15 protein-coding genes and 1 riboswitch are annotated in these 18,288 nt (G+C 68.6%); of the genes, 4 read left to right on the forward strand and 11 right to left on the reverse strand.

Translation table 11 applies throughout. The annotated features are described in order from the left end of the window. Positions 1 to 259 precede the first annotated feature (259 nt). From EV138_RS01790 to EV138_RS01810, 5 genes are all read right to left on the reverse strand, one after another. Positions 260 to 1,012, reverse strand: a complete 753-nt coding sequence (locus EV138_RS01790; protein WP_133976719.1) for a helix-turn-helix domain-containing protein — start codon at positions 1,010 to 1,012, stop codon at positions 260 to 262. A gap of 90 nt (positions 1,013 to 1,102) precedes the next feature. Then, complete coding sequence (locus tag EV138_RS01795; RefSeq protein ID WP_133976720.1) at positions 1,103 to 1,669, reverse strand: hypothetical protein; 567 nt, start codon at positions 1,667 to 1,669, stop codon at positions 1,103 to 1,105. 3 nt (positions 1,670 to 1,672) lie between these two features. After that, entirely contained in the window at positions 1,673 to 4,090 is a 2,418-nt protein-coding gene (locus EV138_RS01800) for an FtsK/SpoIIIE family DNA translocase (RefSeq protein WP_133981661.1), read from the reverse strand. 300 nt (positions 4,091 to 4,390) lie between these two features. Next, positions 4,391 to 4,909, reverse strand: a complete 519-nt coding sequence (locus EV138_RS01805) for a DinB family protein (RefSeq protein WP_133976721.1) — start codon at positions 4,907 to 4,909, stop codon at positions 4,391 to 4,393. 92 nt (positions 4,910 to 5,001) lie between these two features. Then, the gene (locus tag EV138_RS01810; protein WP_133976722.1) at positions 5,002 to 5,271 is read right to left on the reverse strand and encodes a hypothetical protein; all 270 of its coding nucleotides are present in this window, start codon (positions 5,269 to 5,271) and stop codon (positions 5,002 to 5,004) included. A gap of 129 nt (positions 5,272 to 5,400) precedes the next feature. Then, positions 5,401 to 5,514, forward strand: a riboswitch (SAM riboswitch). Between the two features lie 15 nt (positions 5,515 to 5,529). On the opposite strand from EV138_RS01810, the gene EV138_RS01815 reads away from it, so the two are divergent. Beyond that, a complete protein-coding gene (locus EV138_RS01815) occupies positions 5,530 to 6,894 on the forward strand; it encodes an aminotransferase class V-fold PLP-dependent enzyme (protein WP_133976723.1) in 1,365 nt (454 codons plus the stop codon). Positions 6,895 to 6,910: 16 nt separating this feature from the next. On the opposite strand, the gene EV138_RS01820 is transcribed toward EV138_RS01815, so the two are convergent. After that, positions 6,911 to 8,977 (reverse strand): prolyl oligopeptidase family serine peptidase, encoded by a 2,067-nt coding sequence (locus EV138_RS01820; protein WP_133976724.1) that lies wholly within the window; start codon positions 8,975 to 8,977, stop codon positions 6,911 to 6,913. 27 nt (positions 8,978 to 9,004) lie between these two features. Next, positions 9,005 to 10,552: an alkaline phosphatase D family protein gene (locus tag EV138_RS01825; protein ID WP_133976725.1), complete on the reverse strand. Its 1,548-nt coding sequence runs from the start codon at positions 10,550 to 10,552 to the stop codon at positions 9,005 to 9,007. A gap of 135 nt (positions 10,553 to 10,687) precedes the next feature. Here EV138_RS01825 and EV138_RS01830 point away from each other — a divergent pair, with 135 nt between their 5' ends. Both EV138_RS01830 and EV138_RS01835 read left to right on the forward strand, forming a co-directional pair. Further along, complete coding sequence (locus EV138_RS01830; RefSeq protein WP_133976726.1) at positions 10,688 to 11,398, forward strand: GAF and ANTAR domain-containing protein; 711 nt, start codon at positions 10,688 to 10,690, stop codon at positions 11,396 to 11,398. Positions 11,399 to 11,510: 112 nt separating this feature from the next. Continuing rightward, positions 11,511 to 12,590, forward strand: a complete 1,080-nt coding sequence (locus EV138_RS01835; RefSeq protein WP_133976727.1) for a fatty acid desaturase family protein — start codon at positions 11,511 to 11,513, stop codon at positions 12,588 to 12,590. Here the strand turns inward: EV138_RS01835 and EV138_RS01840 are convergent. Then, positions 12,587 to 13,165, reverse strand: coding sequence for a TetR/AcrR family transcriptional regulator (locus EV138_RS01840; protein ID WP_133976728.1), 579 nt, complete (start codon positions 13,163 to 13,165; stop codon positions 12,587 to 12,589). The two genes, EV138_RS01835 and EV138_RS01840, sit on opposite strands and share 4 nt — an antisense overlap. Before the next feature lie 205 nt (positions 13,166 to 13,370). Between EV138_RS01840 and EV138_RS01845 the strand changes: the two genes are divergently transcribed. Then, on the forward strand, positions 13,371 to 14,489 hold the full coding sequence (locus EV138_RS01845) for a YbfB/YjiJ family MFS transporter (protein WP_133976729.1): 1,119 nt from the start codon (positions 13,371 to 13,373) through the stop codon (positions 14,487 to 14,489). Here the strand turns inward: EV138_RS01845 and EV138_RS01850 are convergent. From EV138_RS01850 to dapA, 3 genes are all read right to left on the reverse strand, one after another. Further along, on the reverse strand, positions 14,443 to 15,474 hold the full coding sequence (locus EV138_RS01850; RefSeq protein WP_238157905.1) for a LacI family DNA-binding transcriptional regulator: 1,032 nt from the start codon (positions 15,472 to 15,474) through the stop codon (positions 14,443 to 14,445). The genes EV138_RS01845 and EV138_RS01850 overlap by 47 nt on opposite strands. 92 nt (positions 15,475 to 15,566) lie before the next feature. After that, positions 15,567 to 17,261 (reverse strand): ribonuclease J, encoded by a 1,695-nt coding sequence (locus EV138_RS01855; RefSeq protein ID WP_133976730.1) that lies wholly within the window; start codon positions 17,259 to 17,261, stop codon positions 15,567 to 15,569. Then, on the reverse strand, positions 17,258 to 18,172 hold the full coding sequence (dapA, locus tag EV138_RS01860; RefSeq protein ID WP_133976731.1) for a 4-hydroxy-tetrahydrodipicolinate synthase: 915 nt from the start codon (positions 18,170 to 18,172) through the stop codon (positions 17,258 to 17,260). The genes EV138_RS01855 and dapA overlap by 4 nt, the downstream gene beginning before the upstream one ends. Positions 18,173 to 18,288 lie beyond the last annotated feature (116 nt).

Raw genomic sequence — 18,288 nt, forward strand, 5'->3', positions numbered from 1 at the left:
AGCCCCACGGGCAAGTACGCGAACGTATACGCCCGGGGGTGGAGCGAATGTGCACGCGGGGTGGAATAGGTGGGCAGCATGCCGACGATGGCGTACGCAGCCGCCGCACCCACCCGCCGAGGACGCAGGCAGGAGACCCTGGCGCGGAGAGAGCAGGCTGGGCGAGCCGAGCCTATTTGTCGGGGCGAACGGGCCTACTTGTCCGGCGGGCCCGGCCTACTTGTCGGGGCGAACGGGCCTACTTGCCCGGCGAGTGGGCCTACTTGTCTTTTTGGATTGTGCCGGTGGGGGTGATGGTGAAGCGTTTGGATTTGGGGGCCGCTGGTTTGTCGTTGATGCGGATGGTGATGTTGGCCAGGGAGCCGAGGCTGACGCGGATGGAGCCTGGGTAGACGACTGTCTGGGACGAACCGGGGCCCAGCAGGCCCTGGAAGAGTTTGAGGCCGTGGTAGTTCCGCAAGGTGACGTACGAGCCGTCCTTGGTGGCCGTGAGGGTCAACTTGACCTTGTTGGTGGCCGGCTTCACCGGCGTCACGGGCGGTTTCGTCGACGTCTTCGTGGGCGTGGGCTTCGGCGACGGAGTGGTCACGGCGATCGTCGGCGTGGTGCGGGAGGCGTTCGCCTCGATGTCGCTCGGAAGCGTGAAGAGGCGGATCATCCCCCAGCCCATCAGGCAGACCAGGATGGCCCCGACGACGAGTGTCCACCGCGGCCGCGCCGGGTGCAGCGACGGGCCCTTCGCGTTCAGGCGCTCCTCGCGGCGGGTGCGATCTGCGTCCTCGGTCGGGTGGGCCTCGTCGTACTTCGCCAGCAGCACGGCCGGGTCGGCTTTCACGACCCGCGCGATCGCCCGGATATGGCCGCGGGCATAGAAGTTGCTGCCGCAACGGGAGAAGTCGTCGGCTTCCATCGCAGTGAGCAGGCCGCTTCTGATCCGGGTCGCGGCGCTCAGTTGGTCGATCGTCAGGCCCGCCCGTTCGCGGGCTGCTGTGAGCTCGCTGCCGATGCTCACGCCATCACCGCCTCTCCACCGTCCGCCTGACTGTTCGGTCCCGTCGACTCCACTAGTCAACGGTCGCGGGCCGACGGGGTCACGGACGGGTCAGAGTTGTTCCCTGACCGGACATCTGGCATCGGCCAGCATGTGTAGCGCCTGCAGCACTTCCCCGTTCGACGGCCGCGCCGTCAACCCGAACGGTACCGCGAGAGACGTCCCGGTGAGCCGACGGTTGGCATCGGTGACCTTGCGAGTCGCCTCGGGCATCGCGGCGACGACCGGTCCGGGGTCGAGCAGGTGGACCGCGATCCGGCCGTCGTCGAGCAGGTGCCGGCGCCGCAGAACGGTGACTTCTTCGATCTCTTCCCAGCGGGCGCCGATCCACTCGTCGCGGATCCGCAGCCGGATCCCGACCTTGTCGGCGACGAACATGTCCCCGGTCGTCAGGCCCCGCGCGCACACCACCGCCAGCGCGGCGAAGCCGGCGGCCGCGAGCCAGCGCAGTACGCCGGTGGCACTGGTCGACGCGGACGCGGCGAAGCCGATCGCGACCAGGGCCGCCCCGGCCGCGAGCGCGCCGTGGACCTGCTGCGAACCGCGGATCGTGAACTCCTGGCTCACGGCGTCCGCGTCCACCGGGTGGGCGTGGGGCATCGTGGAAGAGGCGGTCACGGGTCACTCTCCTCGCAGTGTGGCGATGAAGTCCTCTAGATCGTCCGGTTTCACCAGTACGTCGCGGGCCTTGGATCCCTCGCTCGGCCCGACCACGCCCCGGCTCTCCAGGATGTCCATCAGCCGGCCCGCCTTGGCGAAACCGACCCGGAGCTTACGCTGCAGCATCGACGTGGAGCCGAACTGCGTGGAAACGATCAGTTCGGCCGCCTGCACGACCAGGTCCATGTCGTCGCCGATCTCGTCGTCGAGGTCCTTCGAAGGACCGGCCACAGCGGTGACGTCCTCGCGGTACGTCGGCTGCAACTGCTCCTTGCAGTGCTCGACGACCGCGCGGATCTCGCTCTCGGTGACCCAGGAACCCTGGATACGCATCGGCTTGCTCGCGCCCATCGGCAGGAACAGCCCGTCGCCCTGACCGACCAGCTTCTCCGCACCAGGCTGGTCGAGGATGACCCGGCTGTCGGCCAGCGACGAGGTCGCGAACGCGAGCCGGGACGGCACGTTGGCCTTGATCAGACCGGTGACCACGTCGACCGAGGGCCGCTGGGTGGCCAGCACCAGGTGGATACCGGCGGCGCGGGCCAGCTGGGTGATCCGGACGATCGAGTCCTCCACGTCGCGCGGCGCGACCATCATCAGGTCGGCCAGCTCGTCGACGATCACCAGCAGGTACGGGTACGGCGAGAGCACGCGCTCGCTGCCCGGCGGTGGCTTCACCTTGCCGCTGCGGACCGCCTTGTTGAAGTCGTCCACGTGCCGGAACCCGAAGGCCGCCAGGTCGTCGTAGCGCATGTCCATCTCGCGCACGACCCACTGCAGCGCCTCGGCCGCCTTCTTGGCGTTGGTGATGATCGGGGTGATCAGGTGCGGGATGCCCTCGTAGTTGTTCAGCTCGACCCGCTTGGGGTCGACCAGCACCATCCGGACCTCGTCCGGCGTGGAGCGCATCAGCACCGAGGTGATCAGCGAGTTCACGAACGACGACTTGCCGGAGCCGGTCGCACCGGCGACCAGCAGGTGCGGCATCTTCGCCATGTTCGCGACGACGAAGCCGCCTTCGACGTCCTTGCCGAGTCCGGCGATCATCGGGTGATGGTCGTTGCGGGCGGTGGCGGACCGGATCACGTCGCCGAGGCTGACGATCTCCTTGTCGGTGTTCGGAATCTCGATGCCGATCGCGGACTTGCCCGGGATCGGCGACAGGATCCGCACGTCGGCGCTGGCGACGGCATACGCGATGTTCTTGCTCAGCGCGGTGACCTTCTCCACCTTCACCGCGGAGCCGAGTTCGACCTCGTACCGCGTGACTGTCGGGCCACGCGTGTAGCCGGTCACCTGCGCGTCGATGCCGAACTGGTCGAACACCTCGGTCAGCCGGTCCACGACAGCATCCGAGGCCTTCGTCCGGGCCTTGTGGACCGAACCAGGCTTCAGAATTTGGCCGTCCGGGAGCGTGTAGGTGATGTCGCCCGACAGGCTGAGCTGCTCGACGCGCTGCGGCAGCGGCGTGTGGGGCGGCGGCTCGGGAGCCGACTCGGGCTGAGCAGCAGGCTTCATCGCGGCCGCGACGGCACCGTAAGCAGGCGGAGCACCAGCGGCCGCGTCACCATCGACGTCGTACGGCTCCTCCTCGGCGGCCTTCTTACGACCACGCTTGGAGATCTCGCGCCCCTCGAGCACAGGTGAGTCGTACGGCTTGACGGTCGGCTCGCCGTCCTCGTCCAGAGCTGCCTTCGCCCGGCGCTCCTTGCGCGTGAGCCGGACAGTCTCGTCCGCGGCGGCCGCGACCGACGGGGCATCCGACGGCAGCTCGGTACGGCCGAGCAGTACGTCGAACGCAGCACGCACTCGCAGCGGCACCGCGTAGATCGGAGTCCCTGTGACCACCAGCGCGCCGAAGATCGACAGCAGCACCAGGAGGGGCGCCGCGACGTACTGCGTGAGTAGGTCGGACAGGAGCGAGGACACGACGTACCCGATTGCGCCGCCGGCGTCCTGGAGGCTGCCGTCGGCCGGGTTGCCCGGGCGAGGGATGCCGTTGGCGATGTGCACCAGGCCGAGCACACCGAGGGAGATCGCCGTCCAGCCGATCACCTGGCGTCCAGCCGGGCCGTTACGGTCCGGGTGACGCAGGGTGCGTAGAGCGATGAACAGAAGCATCAGCGGAACGGCCCAGCCGAGCATGCCGACGCTGCCGCCGACAACAGTCCGTACTGCGTTGCCGACCGCGCCGGGCAGCTCCCACCAGAGCGCGGCGGCCACGACGACAGCCAGGCCGATCAGGGTGAGTCCGGCACCGTCGCGACGGTGTGCCGGGTCGAGGTCACGAGCGCCGTGGCCGACGCCGCGGACGACACTGCCGAGCAGGTGCGCTATGCCGATCCAGCACTTCACGAAGCCACGCCCGAGGTACAGCATGGTGGCCGCGAACGGACCCGCGCCGGTGGATCCGGACGCGCTGGGACGCGCAGTGGTGGAGCCACTGCGCTTCTTCGCGCTCTGCCCACGCTTCTGGGCGCCTGACGGACGGGAGCGTCCACCAGCTGCCGACCGGCCCGTTCCAGGGCTGTTGGCTGCCGACTTCCGCGCCCGCGCCGGGGAAGACGTGCGGGTCGCCATATCTAGCAGGCTACCCCGACAACCTCTCGAGTCCCACGTGTCACACGCCGATCACGCCGCCCCATCCGTAGCGTCACGGCGTGCGCACGGGAGGCTGGATCAAGCGCCGGTGACCCCGTCGAGCTGTTCGCGGACGAAGTCCGCGTGCCCGCAGTGCCGGGCATACTCGCCGATCAGGTGGATGTAGATCATCCGCAGCGACGACACCTGGCCGCCGAAGGTGAACTGCTCGTCGAGCGATCGCCCCGCCGCCGCCTTGTCGGACAGCGCCCATTCCTCGATCAGACCTTCGTACTCCGACCGGGCGCGACTCGCGTCGATCAGCTCGAAGTCCGCGTCCTTGCCGAGCTCCGGGGCGAAGACCGGATCGGCCGGCGAGCCGTCGGCGAAGTGGATCCGGAACCAGATCCGCTCCACCTTGGTGAGGTGCCGGATCAACCCGAGCAGCGAGAGATTCGACGGCGGCGCGGGGCGCTCGGCCAGTTGCTCGGCGGTCAGCCCGGCGCACTTGTGCAACAGCGTGGTCCGGTAGAAGTCCAGGTAGCCGGCGAGCAGTTCCCGCTCGGGCGCCACCAGCGAGCCCTCGGGCCGGGTGACTTCGGGTGCGATCCAGGTCATCCGCGCATCCTCCCCCGCCGACACCACGCAGTACCAATCCTTATCAAGGCAACTACGACCGGCCCGCGTGCTCCTGCGGCGAGCCACCGGGGTTATCCAGCGGCGATGAACCGCAGCCCGTCCCGCAGGTAGACCCGCGGATTCGTGTCGAGGTGGCTCGCCCAGTCCGGCGCGGACTCGCCGCGCAGCCAGGCATACCTCGCCAGCCCGTAGCCGGACGGGAAGAACGCAGGCTCGGGAAGGACGACCGGGCGCTGCAGGATCTCGGTGCCGAACTCGTTGGCGAGCCAGTCCAGCCACTCCTCGATCCAGAGCTGTTCCTCGGTGCGCACCGGGCACTTCGGCTGCTTGTTCCACCACATCGTGACCACCTCCAGCTCGTCGGACGCAAAGCGCCTCCGAGAAGTTGCGTCTCAGCATGCGTCCGCAAATCTCAGGAAGCGAGATTGCTGCTGGCGCACCGACCGGCTCGTTGGTTACGGTCTTGGGCAGGTCATGAGTGTCAGCGTCAAGCCCCGGCTCGCTGGCCGGCAACCCTCCTCCGCGGTGGGGTGCCCCGGGTGAGGACCCGGCCGTTCGGATGCCCCGATCGGCAAGTGCGGACCACCGGGAGCAGAAACATGTCGATCCTCTCCATCCTCGAGCCTGCCAACGCCACCGTCGCGCGGCCGGCCGGCGTTCGGCTGACCAACGGCAGCATCCCCGCCACGGTCGGCTCCGACCTGCTGGTGCCGCTGGCCGACGGCCGCGTCACCGATTACGCCAACTTCGACCACGGCGCGAGCGCACCCTGTCTGGAGTCCGTACGAGCCGCAGTGGAGGCCGCCCTGCCCTCGTACGCGTCCGTGCATCGCGGCAACGGCTACGCGTCCCGGATCACCACCCAGTGGTACGAGCGGGCCCGCGCCGAGGTGCACGGTTTCGTCGGCGCTCGCGAGGACGACCAGGTCATCTTCACGCGGCAGACCACCGACGCTCTCAACCTCCTCGCCCGCGCAGTACCGGCCGACGCGACGGTGATCGTGTTCGAGTCCGAGCACCACGCGGCCCTGCTCCCCTGGCCGGCAGAGCGCACTGTGCGTCTAGCGGCGCCGAGCTCGACGAACCAGGCCGTCACCGCCGTCGCCGACGCACTGCGCAGCGCACCCGAAGGACCGCGGCTGGTCGTCATCACCGGCGCTTCCAACGTCACCGGGGAGATCTTTCCGATCGCAGAGATCGCCGCTGTCGCCAGGGCTCACGGTGCCCGGGTCTGTCTCGACGCAGCCCAGCTGGCGCCGCATCGCGTGGTCGACATCGAAGAGCTCGACGTCGACTGGGTCGCCCTGTCCGGCCACAAGCTGTACGCCCCGTACGGCGTGGGTGCGTTGATCGGCCGCACCGACTGGCTCGACGCCGCAGACCCCTACCTGTACGGCGGTGGCGCGACTGCCTCCGTCAACGGCAACGAGACGGTGTGGAACCAAGGACCGGCAAGGCACGAGGGCGGCTCCCCCAACGTCATCGGCGCGATCGCCCTGGCAGCAGCGTGTGCGGCGATCACCAAGCACCGCGAGGCGATCGAGCAGCACGAGTGCACCCTGCTGCCGCGGCTCCGGACCGGCCTGGCCCAGGTGCCCGGCGTCACGACGTACTCGATCTTCGGGGCCGAGGCTGATCGGGTCGGCACCGTTTGCTTCACCGTCGAGGGCATCAGCTCGACCCTGGTCTCCGCTGCCCTCGCCGCCGAGTACGGCATCGGCGTACGCGACGGCAAGTTCTGCGCGCACCCGCTGGTCGGCCACCTACTCGCCGACTCCCCCGAGCACGGTACTGCGGTGCGCGCGAGCCTCGGTCTCGCCACGACCCGCGAGCACGTCGACCGCCTCGTCAACGCCGTTCGCACCCTGGCCACCAACGGCTTGAGCCGCCGCTACGAAGAGTCCACCCACGGCTGCCAGCCTGCCGACGACCCGCGAGACCTGGTAGCCCCACGGATCTGGTGACCCGCACCCGCACCTCCTACTGCTCAGGAGGTACGAGACCTGTGTGGTGAGCAGCGAACGCCAGCAGGTCGGCCCACTCGGATGCGACCATCGCAGCGGGCTTTCCGAAGCCGTGACCGGTATCGACCTCGATACGGGTCAGGACCGGAGCAGATCCCGCCTGCGCGTGTTGCAGGGCTGCCATGAACTTGTGGCTGTGCAGTGGCACCACCCGGTCGTCGTGGTCGCCGGTGACGACCAGGGTTGCCGGGTACGCCGAACCGTCGTGCAGGTTGTGGAGTGGTGAGTAGGCCAGCAGGTCCTCGAACTGCTCGGGGTCGTCCGGCAGGCCGAAGTCCGAGGCCCAGGCGGCACCCACGGTGAAGAGGTGGAAGCGAAGCATGTCCATCACGCCGACACCAGGCAGGGCGACGGCGAAGAGGTCCGGTCGCTGCGTCATGACGGCGCCGATCAGCAACCCGCCATTGCTGCGGCCGTGGATGGCGAGCTGCGCGGCTGTGGTCACCCGCGTCTTCTGCAGGTGCTCGGCCACGGCGATGAAGTCGTCGAACACGTTCTGCTTGTTCTTGAGCCGCCCCTCCTCGTACCACGCGGTGCCGTACTCGCCGCCGCCTCGCAGGTTGGTGATCACCAGTACGCCGCCGGCCGCGAGCCAGGCGGGCCACCCCGGCCGGTAGTCGGTGAAGATCGGGACCCGGAAGCCGCCGTACCCGTACATCACCGTGGGCCGTGGCTCCGACAGGTCCAGGTCCGCCCGGCTGATCACGAAGTACGGCACCTCGCGCCCGGGCTCGACGACGCGCCGCACGGTGATCTCCGGTGCCGCGAAGGTCTCACCGGCAGGCGCCAGCGACGGCAGCGGCCGGAGATCGCCGGACGCGGCAGACACGACGTACGAGAGCGTCGGCTCCGTCGGGGACGACAGTCCGACGAACAGCTCGTCGTACTTCGCGCCGCCGGTGACATCGACCAGTCCGCCACTCGCGAGCGGCACCGAACGCGTGTTGCCGCCGTCGATGTCGTGCAACCTGAGCTCGGGCTGGGCGTCGACCAGGTAGAGCGTCGCCAGCCCGCCCGAGGTCGCATACGCCGACCGCAGCGCGTTCTCGCCCTCGGGGATCACGTCGGTGAAGTTGCCGTCGAAATCACTGCTCACCAAGCGGCCGCGCGGCGCATCCCGGTCCGTCCGCAGGATCAGCCGGTCTCCCGCCATCCGGACGAAGTCGATCTCGTCGGCGAACTCGTCGATCACCTTGATCGGATCGCCCAGCCCGTCGGTCGTGATCGGGTAGAGCCACAACCGGGTGGCGGCGTCGGTGCCTTCGTGCAGGTGCATGACGACGTACCGGTCGTCCTCGGACACCACCGGTGTCACGAAGATCCGCGGCTGGTCCGGGAAGCTCAACACCAACTGGTCGTCGGCCTGCGGCGTCCCGATCTTGTGCAGCTTGAGCTGACCACCGCCGAGCACCTTCGTCTCGGTCCCCTCACTGCGTCCGCCGGCGGGATAGTGCGAGTAGAGGTACGCCGAGGAGTCGGGCAGCCAGACCGCCTCGGAGAACTTGGCCTCGGTGACCACGTCGTCCACCTCGGCACCGGTCGCGACCTCGAGCAGCCGGAACGTGGTCCAGTCGCTGCCACTCTCGTTGATCCCGTAGGCGAAGTAGCGGCCGTCCGGGCTGACCGTGAAGGTGCCGAGCGAATCCGTACCGCCTTCGGACAGCGTGTTCGGGTCGATCAGCACCCGGCCGCCGTCGAGCAACGCGGCGAGCGTGTCGGCGACGTACACGACGTCCTGCGCCTTCGTCCCGTCGTTGCGGCCGACGAAGAACCATCCCGAGGACTGCACGGGCACCCCGGCGCGTGGCCGGCGAAGGATCGCGGTCATCGCCTGCTGGAACCAGCCGCGTTCGTCGTACTGCGTGAGCACGCTTTCGGTGAAGGCGTTCTGCCGACTCACCCAGTCCTTGGTCTCGGCGGCATCGGCGTCCTCGAGCCAGCGGTACGGATCGGCGATCTGGTGCCCGTGCAGCGTTTCGACGACACTCTCGTCGCGACGGCTCTCGGGATAGTCGGCAGTCATACCGCCAACCTAGTACGCCGAATCGGCTCAGCTCGAAGGATTTCCCCTTCCTGCCGGCTGGAGCTCCTTGCGCCACAGCACGGTGCCGTAGAGGTCGCGCAGTGAGACGGTGAACGCCCCACTGTGCGGGTCGATCTCGGCATGACCGAAGAACTGATTGCCGCCGCTCGGCGGCTGGCCGGGGAAGTCCGCCGCCTTCTGGAACTCGACCTTGGGGCCGAAGGTCGGGTCGAGCGCGTTCGGTCCGAAGGTGCCGGCGTTCACCGGTCCGGCGACGATCTCCCAGAACGGATCGAAGTCGGTGTACGCCGCCCGCGCCGGGTCGTAGTGGTGAGCGGCGCAGTAGTGCACGTCCGCGGTCAGCCAGACCGTGTTGCGCACCTTGCGCCGCTTGAACTGGCTCAGCACCCACGCGATCTCGTGCTCGCGTCCGCCCGGAGCTCCTGCCAGTCCGTTGGCAACCGCCTCGATCTCGGTACCGTCCGGGACCAGCAGGCCGAGCGGCATGTCACTCGCGATCACCTTCCAGGTTGCCTTCGACGCCGCGACCTCGCGCACCAGCCAGGCGGCCTGCTCCGCGCCGAGCATCGCGACCGGTCCGGCCACCCCGGGAGCGGGGTTGGCGCCGCGATAGGTCCGCATATCGAGGCAGAACACGTCGAGCAGCGGGCCGTGGCTCACCTTGCGATAGATCCGGTCGCGCTCCGCGGTGTGCACCATCGGGAGGTACTCGAGGAACGCCTTGCGGGCGCGGGAGGCGAGCACATCCACCCGCTTCTCGGTGTAGCGGCCGTCGGTCAGGATCTCGCCGGGATACCAGTTGTTCAGCGTCTCGTGGTCGTCCCACTGGCTGATGATCGGCACCTCGGCGTACAGCTCGCGGACGTTCTGGTCGAGCAGGTTGTACTTGTACCGGCCGCGGTACTCCGCCAGCGTCTCGGCGACCTTCGAGACCTCCTCGGTCACCACGTTCTTCCAAATGGTGCCGTCGGCAACATTCACGATCGCCTGGATCGGCCCGTCGGCGTAGATGTTGTCGCCGGAGTGCAGGAAGAAGTCGGGCCGCGTCCGGTGCATCGCCCTGTACGCGATCATGCCGCCGAAATCCGGGTTGATCCCGTACCCCTGGCCGGCCGTGTCACCGGTGAAGACGAAGCTGACCCGGCGGCTGCGGCCCGGCGTACTGAAGGAGCCCAGGGCCGTCTCACCGAGGCGGCCGGACGAATCCTCGAAGGCGATCCGGTAGTCGTAGCGCTGGCCCGGGCGAAGTCCGCGCAACGGCAGTTGCGCGGTGAAGTCGTCGTCGGCCGAGGTGACCGGGCCGCGAAGCCGGATCGCCCGGTCGAAGCGGCCGTGGCTGGTCAGGTCGACGACGAGCCGGCCCGGCCGATCCGTCCGGGACCAGACGACCGCGGAGTTCGACGTGACGTCGCCACTGGCGATCCCTGAGGTGAGGGCCGGCCTGCCCCGGCGTACGACGCTGGGCGCCGCGGCGGCAGAGCGGGTGGCAGGAAGGGCGAGCGTTGCACCCGCGGCGGTGGTGGCGGCCAGCAACTGGCGGCGGCTCAGGTTCATGCTGCCGAAGGTGCTCCACCCGGATGACCGCCCGGTGACAGCTGAGCGAACTACCTGACAACTCAGCCTGGGTGGTCGCGGCCTTGTCCGGGGACAGATGATGGAAAGACTCCGGGTCGAGAGGGAACGCTGGGAATGACACGAGAACATCGCCTGACGCAGGTGTTCATCGAGCTGGCCGACACGCTGGTCGCCGAGTTCGACCTGGTCGACTTCCTCGGCCGGCTCGCCGAGGCGACCGTCGAGCTGATCGAGGCGGACGCGGCCGGACTGATGCTCGCCGACGACCACGGCGTCCTGCATGTGATGGCCTCGTCCGACGACCAGGCCGAGCTGCTGGAGCTGTTCGAGCTGCAGCAGGACGAGGGTCCGTGCCCGGCGTGCTTCCGCTCCGGTCAGCCGGTGGTGAACGTCGACCTGCACAGCTGGCCGGATTTCGCGGCGGCGGCAGCGGCCGGCGGTTACGTCTCCGCGCACGCCGTGCCGTTGCGGCTACGCGGTCAGGTCATCGGCGCGATGAACCTGTTCCGCTCCAGCTCGGCACCGCTCTCGGCCGACGACACCGCCCTGGCCCAGGCCCTGGCCGACATGGCCACGATCGGCCTCCTTCATCAGCGCGAGGTCGAGGGCCATCGGGAGCTGTCGAGCCAGCTCCAGCACGCGCTGGACAGCCGGATCGTGATCGAGCAGGCCAAGGGCATGCTCGCCGAGCGGGCGGGACTGAGTGTGAGCGAGGCCTTCAGCGCGATGCGTTCGTACGCGCGTGGCAACGGGTGCGGACTGACCTCGGTCGCCCACAACGTGCTCGACGGATCGTTGCAAACTGATGCACTGCTGACCCGTTAGTTGCGTCTGGCGGTCGGCCGTGGTTCCGTTGGGGTATCAGCCACTTTCTCGTGGCGCTGCCCTGGACCCGGTGGCGCATCTCGACCGATGCACTCCCGGATGGGGCGTTTCCATGTCACAGCTCGTAGCGGACGGCAGACCTCCGCAAGGCCCGCAGGAGCGGCACGCAAGTCTCTACAGCGACCTTCTGAACACCGTGCGTGATCTGGGTCTGCTCAAGCGCCGTCACGGCTACTACTGGACCCGGATCGGGCTGGTTCTCGCAGCGCTGGGTGGCGTGGTGACCGGATTCATCCTGCTGGGCGACTCCTGGTTCCAGCTGTTGATGGCCGGTGCCCTCGCGCTGGTCCTGGTGCAGGTCGCCTTCCTCAGTCACGACAGCGCGCACCGCCAGATCTTCAACTCGGCCGCCTGGAACGACTGGACCGCGCGGGTGCTGGCAGGCGGCCTGGCCGGGATGAGCATCACCTGGTGGCGCAACAAGCACAGCAAGCACCACAACGCGCCGAACCAACTGGGCAAGGACCCCGATATCGACATCGGCGTCGTCGCCTTCACCCCCGACCACGTCGCCCGTCGTACCGGCCTGGTGAAGTGGCTCGGCGATCGCCAGGGCTGGCTCTTCTTCCCGCTGCTGACGCTCGAAGGACTCAGCCTGCACGTCGCGAGCCTCCAGCACCTGCTGCGTCGCAACGCCACCCGGGTCGAGCGGATCGAAGCCGCGATCGTGCTGTCCCGCCTGGGCGCGTACGTCGCCGCGCTGCTCATCCTGCTGCCGGTCGGCAAGGCCGGCGCGTTCCTCGGTCTCCAGTTGGCCGTCTTCGGCGTCGGGCTGGGCGCGTCGTTCGCACCGAACCACAAGGGCATGCCGCTGGTGCCGAAGACGATGAAGCTGGACTTCCTGCGCCGCCAGGTGCTGATGTCCCGCAACATCCGCGGCGGCGTGCTGACCGACTTCGCGATGGGTGGGCTCAACTACCAGATCGAGCACCACCTGTTCCCGAGCATGCCGCGGCCGACCCTGAAGACGGTCCGCCCGATCGTTCGCGAGTACTGCGAACTGCACGGCGTGAAGTACACCGAGGTCGGGCTGTTCGAGTCGTACAAGATCGTCATCGACTACCTCAACAACGTCGGCCTACGCGCTCGCGACCCGTTCCAGTGCCCGCTTTCCGCGCAACTGCGGGACTAGCTCTGCAGTAGTGGCAGGGCCGCGGCCAGTGCATCCTCGGCCGCGGCCCGGCCCAGTCCGTGATGGTCGGCGAGCACGGTCGCACCCTCCAGCAGCATCAGGAGCTGCCGGCCGACCCGCACGGGATCCGCCACGCCGGCTGTCGTCGCGATCTCGGTGAACAGCTCCAGATAGCGGTCGAGGTGGCGGGACACGATGGTCCGCGCCGGCTCGACGTGCCGCTGGGTGGCCGCGTTCACGATCGCGCAACCGCGGAAGTCCGGTTCGGAGTACCACTGGCCCAGCACGCCGAAGACGGCGGTCAGCTGGGCGACGGCATCGTCACCGGCACCCTCGGCAGCCGCGCGGATCCACGCGTTGACGCGATCGCTGCGAGCCTGCAGGACCGCTTCGATCAGGCCGTCCTTGGAACCGAAGTGCCGGTAGAGCGTCTCCTTGGACGCACCGACCGACGCACACAGCTCGGCGATCCCCACGCCGTCCAGACCACGCTGGTAGAAGACGAGGGTTGCGGCCCGCAGCATGTCCGCGCGGGTCCGCGCCGGATCCAGCGAACTTCCCTTGGCGACTGGCATGAGATAGATGGTACCGACCGGACCGATCTCTTGCTAGCGTTCGTCATCGTACCGATCGGTTCGATGATGACGAGAGGCCCGCCATGTACGCCAGCACACCCCCTTTGCCTGTCCCGAGCGCCGGGCCAGGAGGCCTGCACGACCTCGCCGACCCGACCGACCTGGCCGGCGTGCGCCACAGCCTCGACTTCCTGCAGCGGCAGCCATGAAGTACCGGCTGGCACTCGGCTCCGCGGTCGCCCTCGGCTTCGCGCGCTTCGCCTACGGCCTCGTGGTCCCGGCGATGCGCGAGCAGTTGGGTTGGTCGCTCGCGGACGTAGGTCTGCAGACCACCTCGAACGGCGTCGGCTACCTGGTCGGCGCGATCGTCGTCGCGACGGTGGTCCGCAGGCTCGGCACCGCCCGGACGTTCCAGTTCGGCATGGTCATCAGCACCCTCGCTCTGGCCGCCACCGCGGTCACCTCCTCGCAGCTCGTCCAGTTGTTGCTGAGAGCAACAACTGGCTGGGCCGGCGCGCTGGTCTTCGTCGCCGGCACCGTCGTCGCCGCGCGGCACGCGGATCGCTCAGCGCTCATCGTGTACTTCGGCGGCGCCGGGCTGGGCGTCGCGCTCAGCGGCTTCGCGCTGCCCCTCTTGCTCGACGGCAACTCCGGTCGGTGGCCCGTAGCGTGGTTGTTGCTGGCAACCGGTTCCTTGATCGCCACCGTGATCTCCTGGTCGGCGGTCAGCGCTGTCCCGCCGACGCCGGATGTCAAAGCAAGGTTAGGACGGCTCCGGCCGATGGGACTCGCCTACGTTCTCTTCGGCGCCGGGTACATCGTCTACCTCACGTTCCTCACGGCGTATCTCAGGGCTGAGCACAGCACCGCACGCCAGGTCGCCATCACCTGGACCTTGATGGGCGTCGCCGCGATGGTCGCACCGCCACTGTGGAACCGCCCCCTGACGACGTGGCGCAACGCCCGGCCCATGGCCGTGCTGCTCGCGCTCCAGGTGGTCGCCGCCTTGCTGCCCTTGATCAGCCGGACGACGGTGCTGGTTTCGGCGGGGGTCGTCGGCGTGACGTTCCTGAACGTTCCCGCCTCGGTCGCCGCGCTGGTACGGCGTACTGTCCCGCAGCCCGAGTGGACCGCGGTGATCGGCACGCTGACCGTGTGGTTCGCGGCCGGTCAGACCGTCGGTCCCTGGCCTGCGGGACTTCTCGCGGACCAACTCGGAGCAGGAGCCGCCCTTGGCTGGACCGCGGCGCTCTGCGCGGCCGGAGCGCTGGTTGCGATCAGCTGGACGGCGGGATCTCGCCGGAGCCGCGGATCGTCAGTTTGACCGGCACCCGCACCGTCCGGCCCGGGCGGTGCGGTTCGGGGAGCCGCTCGGTCATCAGCTGGATCGCGGTCCGGGCCATCACGTCGGCCGACTGGGCCACCGCGGTCAGGCCGGGGCTGAGCAGGTCGCCGAGCGCGAGGTCGTCGAACGACACCAGCGCGACCCGGTCCCGCCGGCCGGCCATGCCGCGTAGTACCTCGGCTGTGGTCATGTTGTTCGCCGACAGGATCGCGGTCGCGGGCTCGGGCCGGTCCAGTACTGCGGACAGGGTGATCCCGATGCCCTCGGTGGTCGGCTCCGACAGGTGGACCAGGTCCTCGTCCACGTCGATCCGGTGCCGGGCCATCGCCGCCCGGTAGGCGACCACGCGCTCGCGAGCCGTGAAGATCCGCTCGTCGTCACCGAGGTACGCGATCCGGCGGTGCCCTTGGCGGATCAGGTGATCGATCGCCTGGTCGATGCCGCCGGCATTGTCGGCGAGCACGGCGTCGGCCTCGATCCCGTGCGCCGGCCGGTCGATCGTGACGACGGCCATCCCGGCGTCGACGTGCGGCGCCAGGTACTCCTGGGTCTCGCCGATCGGCGCCATGATGAGCGCATCGGGGCGGCGGGCAACGAATTCGAGGCAGACGTCGCGCTCGCGCTCGGGGTCCTCGTCGGTCAGGCCGATCATCACGACCGAGCCGCTGGAGCGGGCCCACAGCTCGACCGCGCGGCCGAGCGAGGCGAAGAACGGGTCGCCGATGTCGCGGATCACCACCGCGATCGTGCCGGTCTTGCCGCGCCGCAGCATCCGGGCGCTCTCGTTCGGCGTGTAGTTCAGTTCCTTGATCGCGGCCTGGACCTTGGCGGTCAGCTCCGGGCTGACGTTCGGCTCCTCGTTGACCACCCGGGAGACGGTCTTGAGCGCCACGCCCGCCCGGGCCGCGACCTCTTTCATGGTGGGCCGGCGCTGCCCGGCTCCATTCACACCAGTGATGCTCACCGGTGTCCTCGCTTCGCTCCGGGCACCGGTGAGCATTTGCTGCTCTGCTTGTTGGTTCGCTCGCTTCGCTCGCTCACGTGCCCACCTTTCAATTAGCTTTCGACGACGACCGGGATGATCATCGGGCGGCGACGATGCGTGTCACTGACCCACTTGCCGACCACGCGGCGGATGACCTGCTGCAACTGGTACATGTCGTCCACCCCGCTCCCGATCGCCTTCTCGATCTCGGCCTCGATCTTGGGCTTGAGGTCGTCGAAGACGGTGTCGTCCTCGGCGAAGCCCCGGGCCTGGATCTCCGGTCCTGCCGTCAGTTTGCCGGTGACAGAGTCCATCACGGCGATCACCGAGATGAAACCCTCGTCGCCGAGAATCCGGCGGTCCTTCAGCGAGGTCTCGGTGATGTCGCCCACAGTCGAGCCGTCGACGAAGACGTACCCGCACTCCACCTTGCCCGCGACAACGGCTTTGCGGTCGACCAGATCGACCACCACACCGTCCTCCACCACCACCACGTTCTCAGCCGGTACGCCGGTCTGCCGGGCGAGCTCCGCGTTCGCATGCAGGTGCCGGATCTCACCGTGCACCGGCATCACGTTGCGCGGCTTGACGATGTTGTAGCAGTACAGCAACTCCCCCGCAGACGCGTGGCCGGACACGTGCACGAGGGCGTTGCCCTTGTGGATCACGTTCGCGCCGTGCCGGGTCAGCCCGTTGATCACCCGGAACACCGAGTTCTCGTTGCCGGGGATCAGCGAGGACGCCAGTACGACGGTGTCGCCGGGCTGGATCTGTACGACGTGGTGGTCGTTGGCCGCGATCCTCGACAGGGCCGACATCGGCTCACCCTGCGAACCGGTGGAGACCAGCACCACCTGCTCCGGCGGGTAGTTCTCCAGTTCGCGCATGTCGATCAGGGTGTCGCCGGGCACGGTGAGGAAGCCGAGATCCCGGGCGACGGCCATGTTGCGGACCATCGAGCGACCGACGTACGCGACCTTGCGGTGGTGCTTCACGGCCGCGTCCATCACCTGCTGGACGCGGTGCACGTGGGAGGCGAAACAGGCGACGATGATGCGCTGGTTCTTCGCCTTGCTGAAGACACCGTCGAGGACCGGGGCGATGTCGCGCTCGTGGGTGGTGAAGCCGGGCACCTCGGAGTTCGTGGAGTCGACGCAGAACAGGTCGACGCCCTCCTCACCGAGCCGGGCGAACGCGCGCAGGTCGGTGATCCGGTTGTCCAGCGGCAACTGGTCCATCTTGAAGTCGCCCGTGTGCAGGACCAGGCCGGCCGGCGTACGGATGGCGACTGCCAGCGCGTCCGGGATGGAGTGGTTCACCGCGACGAACTCGCACTCGAAGGGGCCGAGGCGAACGGTCTCGCCCTCGGCCACGGTCTGCTGCGGCACATTGCGGTGGCGGTGCTCCTTCAGCTTGCCCTCGAGCAGCGCCAGCGTGAGCTGCGAACCGAGCACCGGGATGTCGCCGCGTTCGCGCAACAGGTACGGCAGTCCGCCGATGTGGTCCTCGTGGCCGTGCGTGAGCACCACCGCCACGATGTCGTCCAAACGCTCCCGGATCGGCTGGAAATCCGGGAGGATCAGGTCGACACCGGGCTGGTTCTCGTCCGGGAAGAGTACGCCGCAGTCGACGATCAGCAACTTGCCGTCGTACTCGAAGACCGTCATGTTCCGCCCGACCTCGCCGAGGCCGCCGAGCGGGATGACCCGCAGCGCGCCGGGCGCGAGCGGGCCGGGAAGGTCGAGATCCGGATGGGGGTGACTCATGCAATCAGTCCTGCCGTCTTGAGGTCGGTGGTGAGGCCGTCGACCTGCACCTGCGTCGCCTCGACCAGCGGCGACCGGACGGTCGCGTGCTCGATGACGCCGGCCAGCTTGAGCGCGGCCTTCACCATGATGGCGCCCTGGGTTCTGGTCATGATCGCCTCGACGGCGGGCACCAGCCGTCGATCGATGGTTCGCGCGGTGGTCAGGTCGCCGCGCACGACCGCGTCGATCAGTTCGCGGTACGGCTCGGAGGCGACGTGGGCGACCACGCTCGCGATCCCGACCGCACCCATCGCGAGCCAGGCGAGGTTCAGCTCGTCGGCGCCGCAGTAGTAGAAGAGGTCCGAGTTGGCCAGCACCTTGGTGGTCGCCGCCACGTCGCCCTTGGCGTCCTTCACCGCGACGATCCGCGGGTGCTCGGCCAGTGCGAGCAGTGTCTCGGTCTGGATCGGTACGCCGGCCCGGCCGGGAATGTCGTACACCAGCACGGGCAGGCCGGTCGCGTCGGCGACCTGGGTGAAGTGAGCCTTGATGCCTTCCTGCGGCGGCTTGTTGTAGTACGGCGTGACGACCAGCAGCCCGTGCGCACCAGCGGCCTCGGCAGCCTTCGCCGACTCGACACTGTGCGCCGTGTTGTTGGAGCCGACCCCGGCGACGACCTTGGCGCGGTCACCGATCGCCGCGAGCACGACCTTGACCAGCTGGACCTTCTCGGCGTCGGTCGTGGTCGGCGCCTCGCCGGTCGTCCCGTTGACGATCAGCGCATCGTTGCCCTGGTCGACCAGCTGGGTCGCGACCTTCTGCGCAGCGTCCAGATCGAGCGAGCCGTCGGGGCTGAACGGGGTGATCATCGCCGTGGTCAACCGGCCGAAAGGCAGCGCCTGCGAGGCGGAGGATGCGCTTGAAGACATGGGGCTCAGATTACCGCTCCGCACGCTTCGAGAAATGAGTAGGCCTGGTAGCTGTCCGCTCGGGGGTCCGGGCAGCTACCAGGCTCACTCGTCCTATCGTGGCGGCCCCAGGAGTC

The sequence above is a fragment of the Kribbella voronezhensis genome (genome assembly GCF_004365175.1).
GTDB lineage: Bacteria > Actinomycetota > Actinomycetes > Propionibacteriales > Kribbellaceae > Kribbella > Kribbella voronezhensis.

What these genes read in the sequence shown, in the direction of transcription:
- EV138_RS01800 (WP_133981661.1), bottom strand. Translation starts at nt 4,090, where the DNA reads ATGCTGTACCTCGGGCGTGGCTTCGTGAAGTGCTGGATCGGCATAGCG.
- EV138_RS01805 (WP_133976721.1), bottom strand. Translation starts at nt 4,909, where the DNA reads ATGACCTGGATCGCACCCGAAGTCACCCGGCCCGAGGGCTCGCTGGTG.
- EV138_RS01810 (WP_133976722.1), bottom strand. Translation starts at nt 5,271, where the DNA reads ATGTGGTGGAACAAGCAGCCGAAGTGCCCGGTGCGCACCGAGGAACAG.
- EV138_RS01815 (WP_133976723.1), top strand. Translation starts at nt 5,530, where the DNA reads ATGTCGATCCTCTCCATCCTCGAGCCTGCCAACGCCACCGTCGCGCGG.
- EV138_RS01820 (WP_133976724.1), bottom strand. Translation starts at nt 8,977, where the DNA reads ATGACTGCCGACTATCCCGAGAGCCGTCGCGACGAGAGTGTCGTCGAA.
- EV138_RS01825 (WP_133976725.1), bottom strand. Translation starts at nt 10,552, where the DNA reads ATGAACCTGAGCCGCCGCCAGTTGCTGGCCGCCACCACCGCCGCGGGT.
- EV138_RS01830 (WP_133976726.1), top strand. Translation starts at nt 10,688, where the DNA reads ATGACACGAGAACATCGCCTGACGCAGGTGTTCATCGAGCTGGCCGAC.
- EV138_RS01835 (WP_133976727.1), top strand. Translation starts at nt 11,511, where the DNA reads ATGTCACAGCTCGTAGCGGACGGCAGACCTCCGCAAGGCCCGCAGGAG.
- EV138_RS01840 (WP_133976728.1), bottom strand. Translation starts at nt 13,165, where the DNA reads ATGCCAGTCGCCAAGGGAAGTTCGCTGGATCCGGCGCGGACCCGCGCG.
- EV138_RS01845 (WP_133976729.1), top strand. Translation starts at nt 13,371, where the DNA reads ATGAAGTACCGGCTGGCACTCGGCTCCGCGGTCGCCCTCGGCTTCGCG.
- EV138_RS01855 (WP_133976730.1), bottom strand. Translation starts at nt 17,261, where the DNA reads ATGAGTCACCCCCATCCGGATCTCGACCTTCCCGGCCCGCTCGCGCCC.
- dapA (WP_133976731.1), bottom strand. Translation starts at nt 18,172, where the DNA reads ATGTCTTCAAGCGCATCCTCCGCCTCGCAGGCGCTGCCTTTCGGCCGG.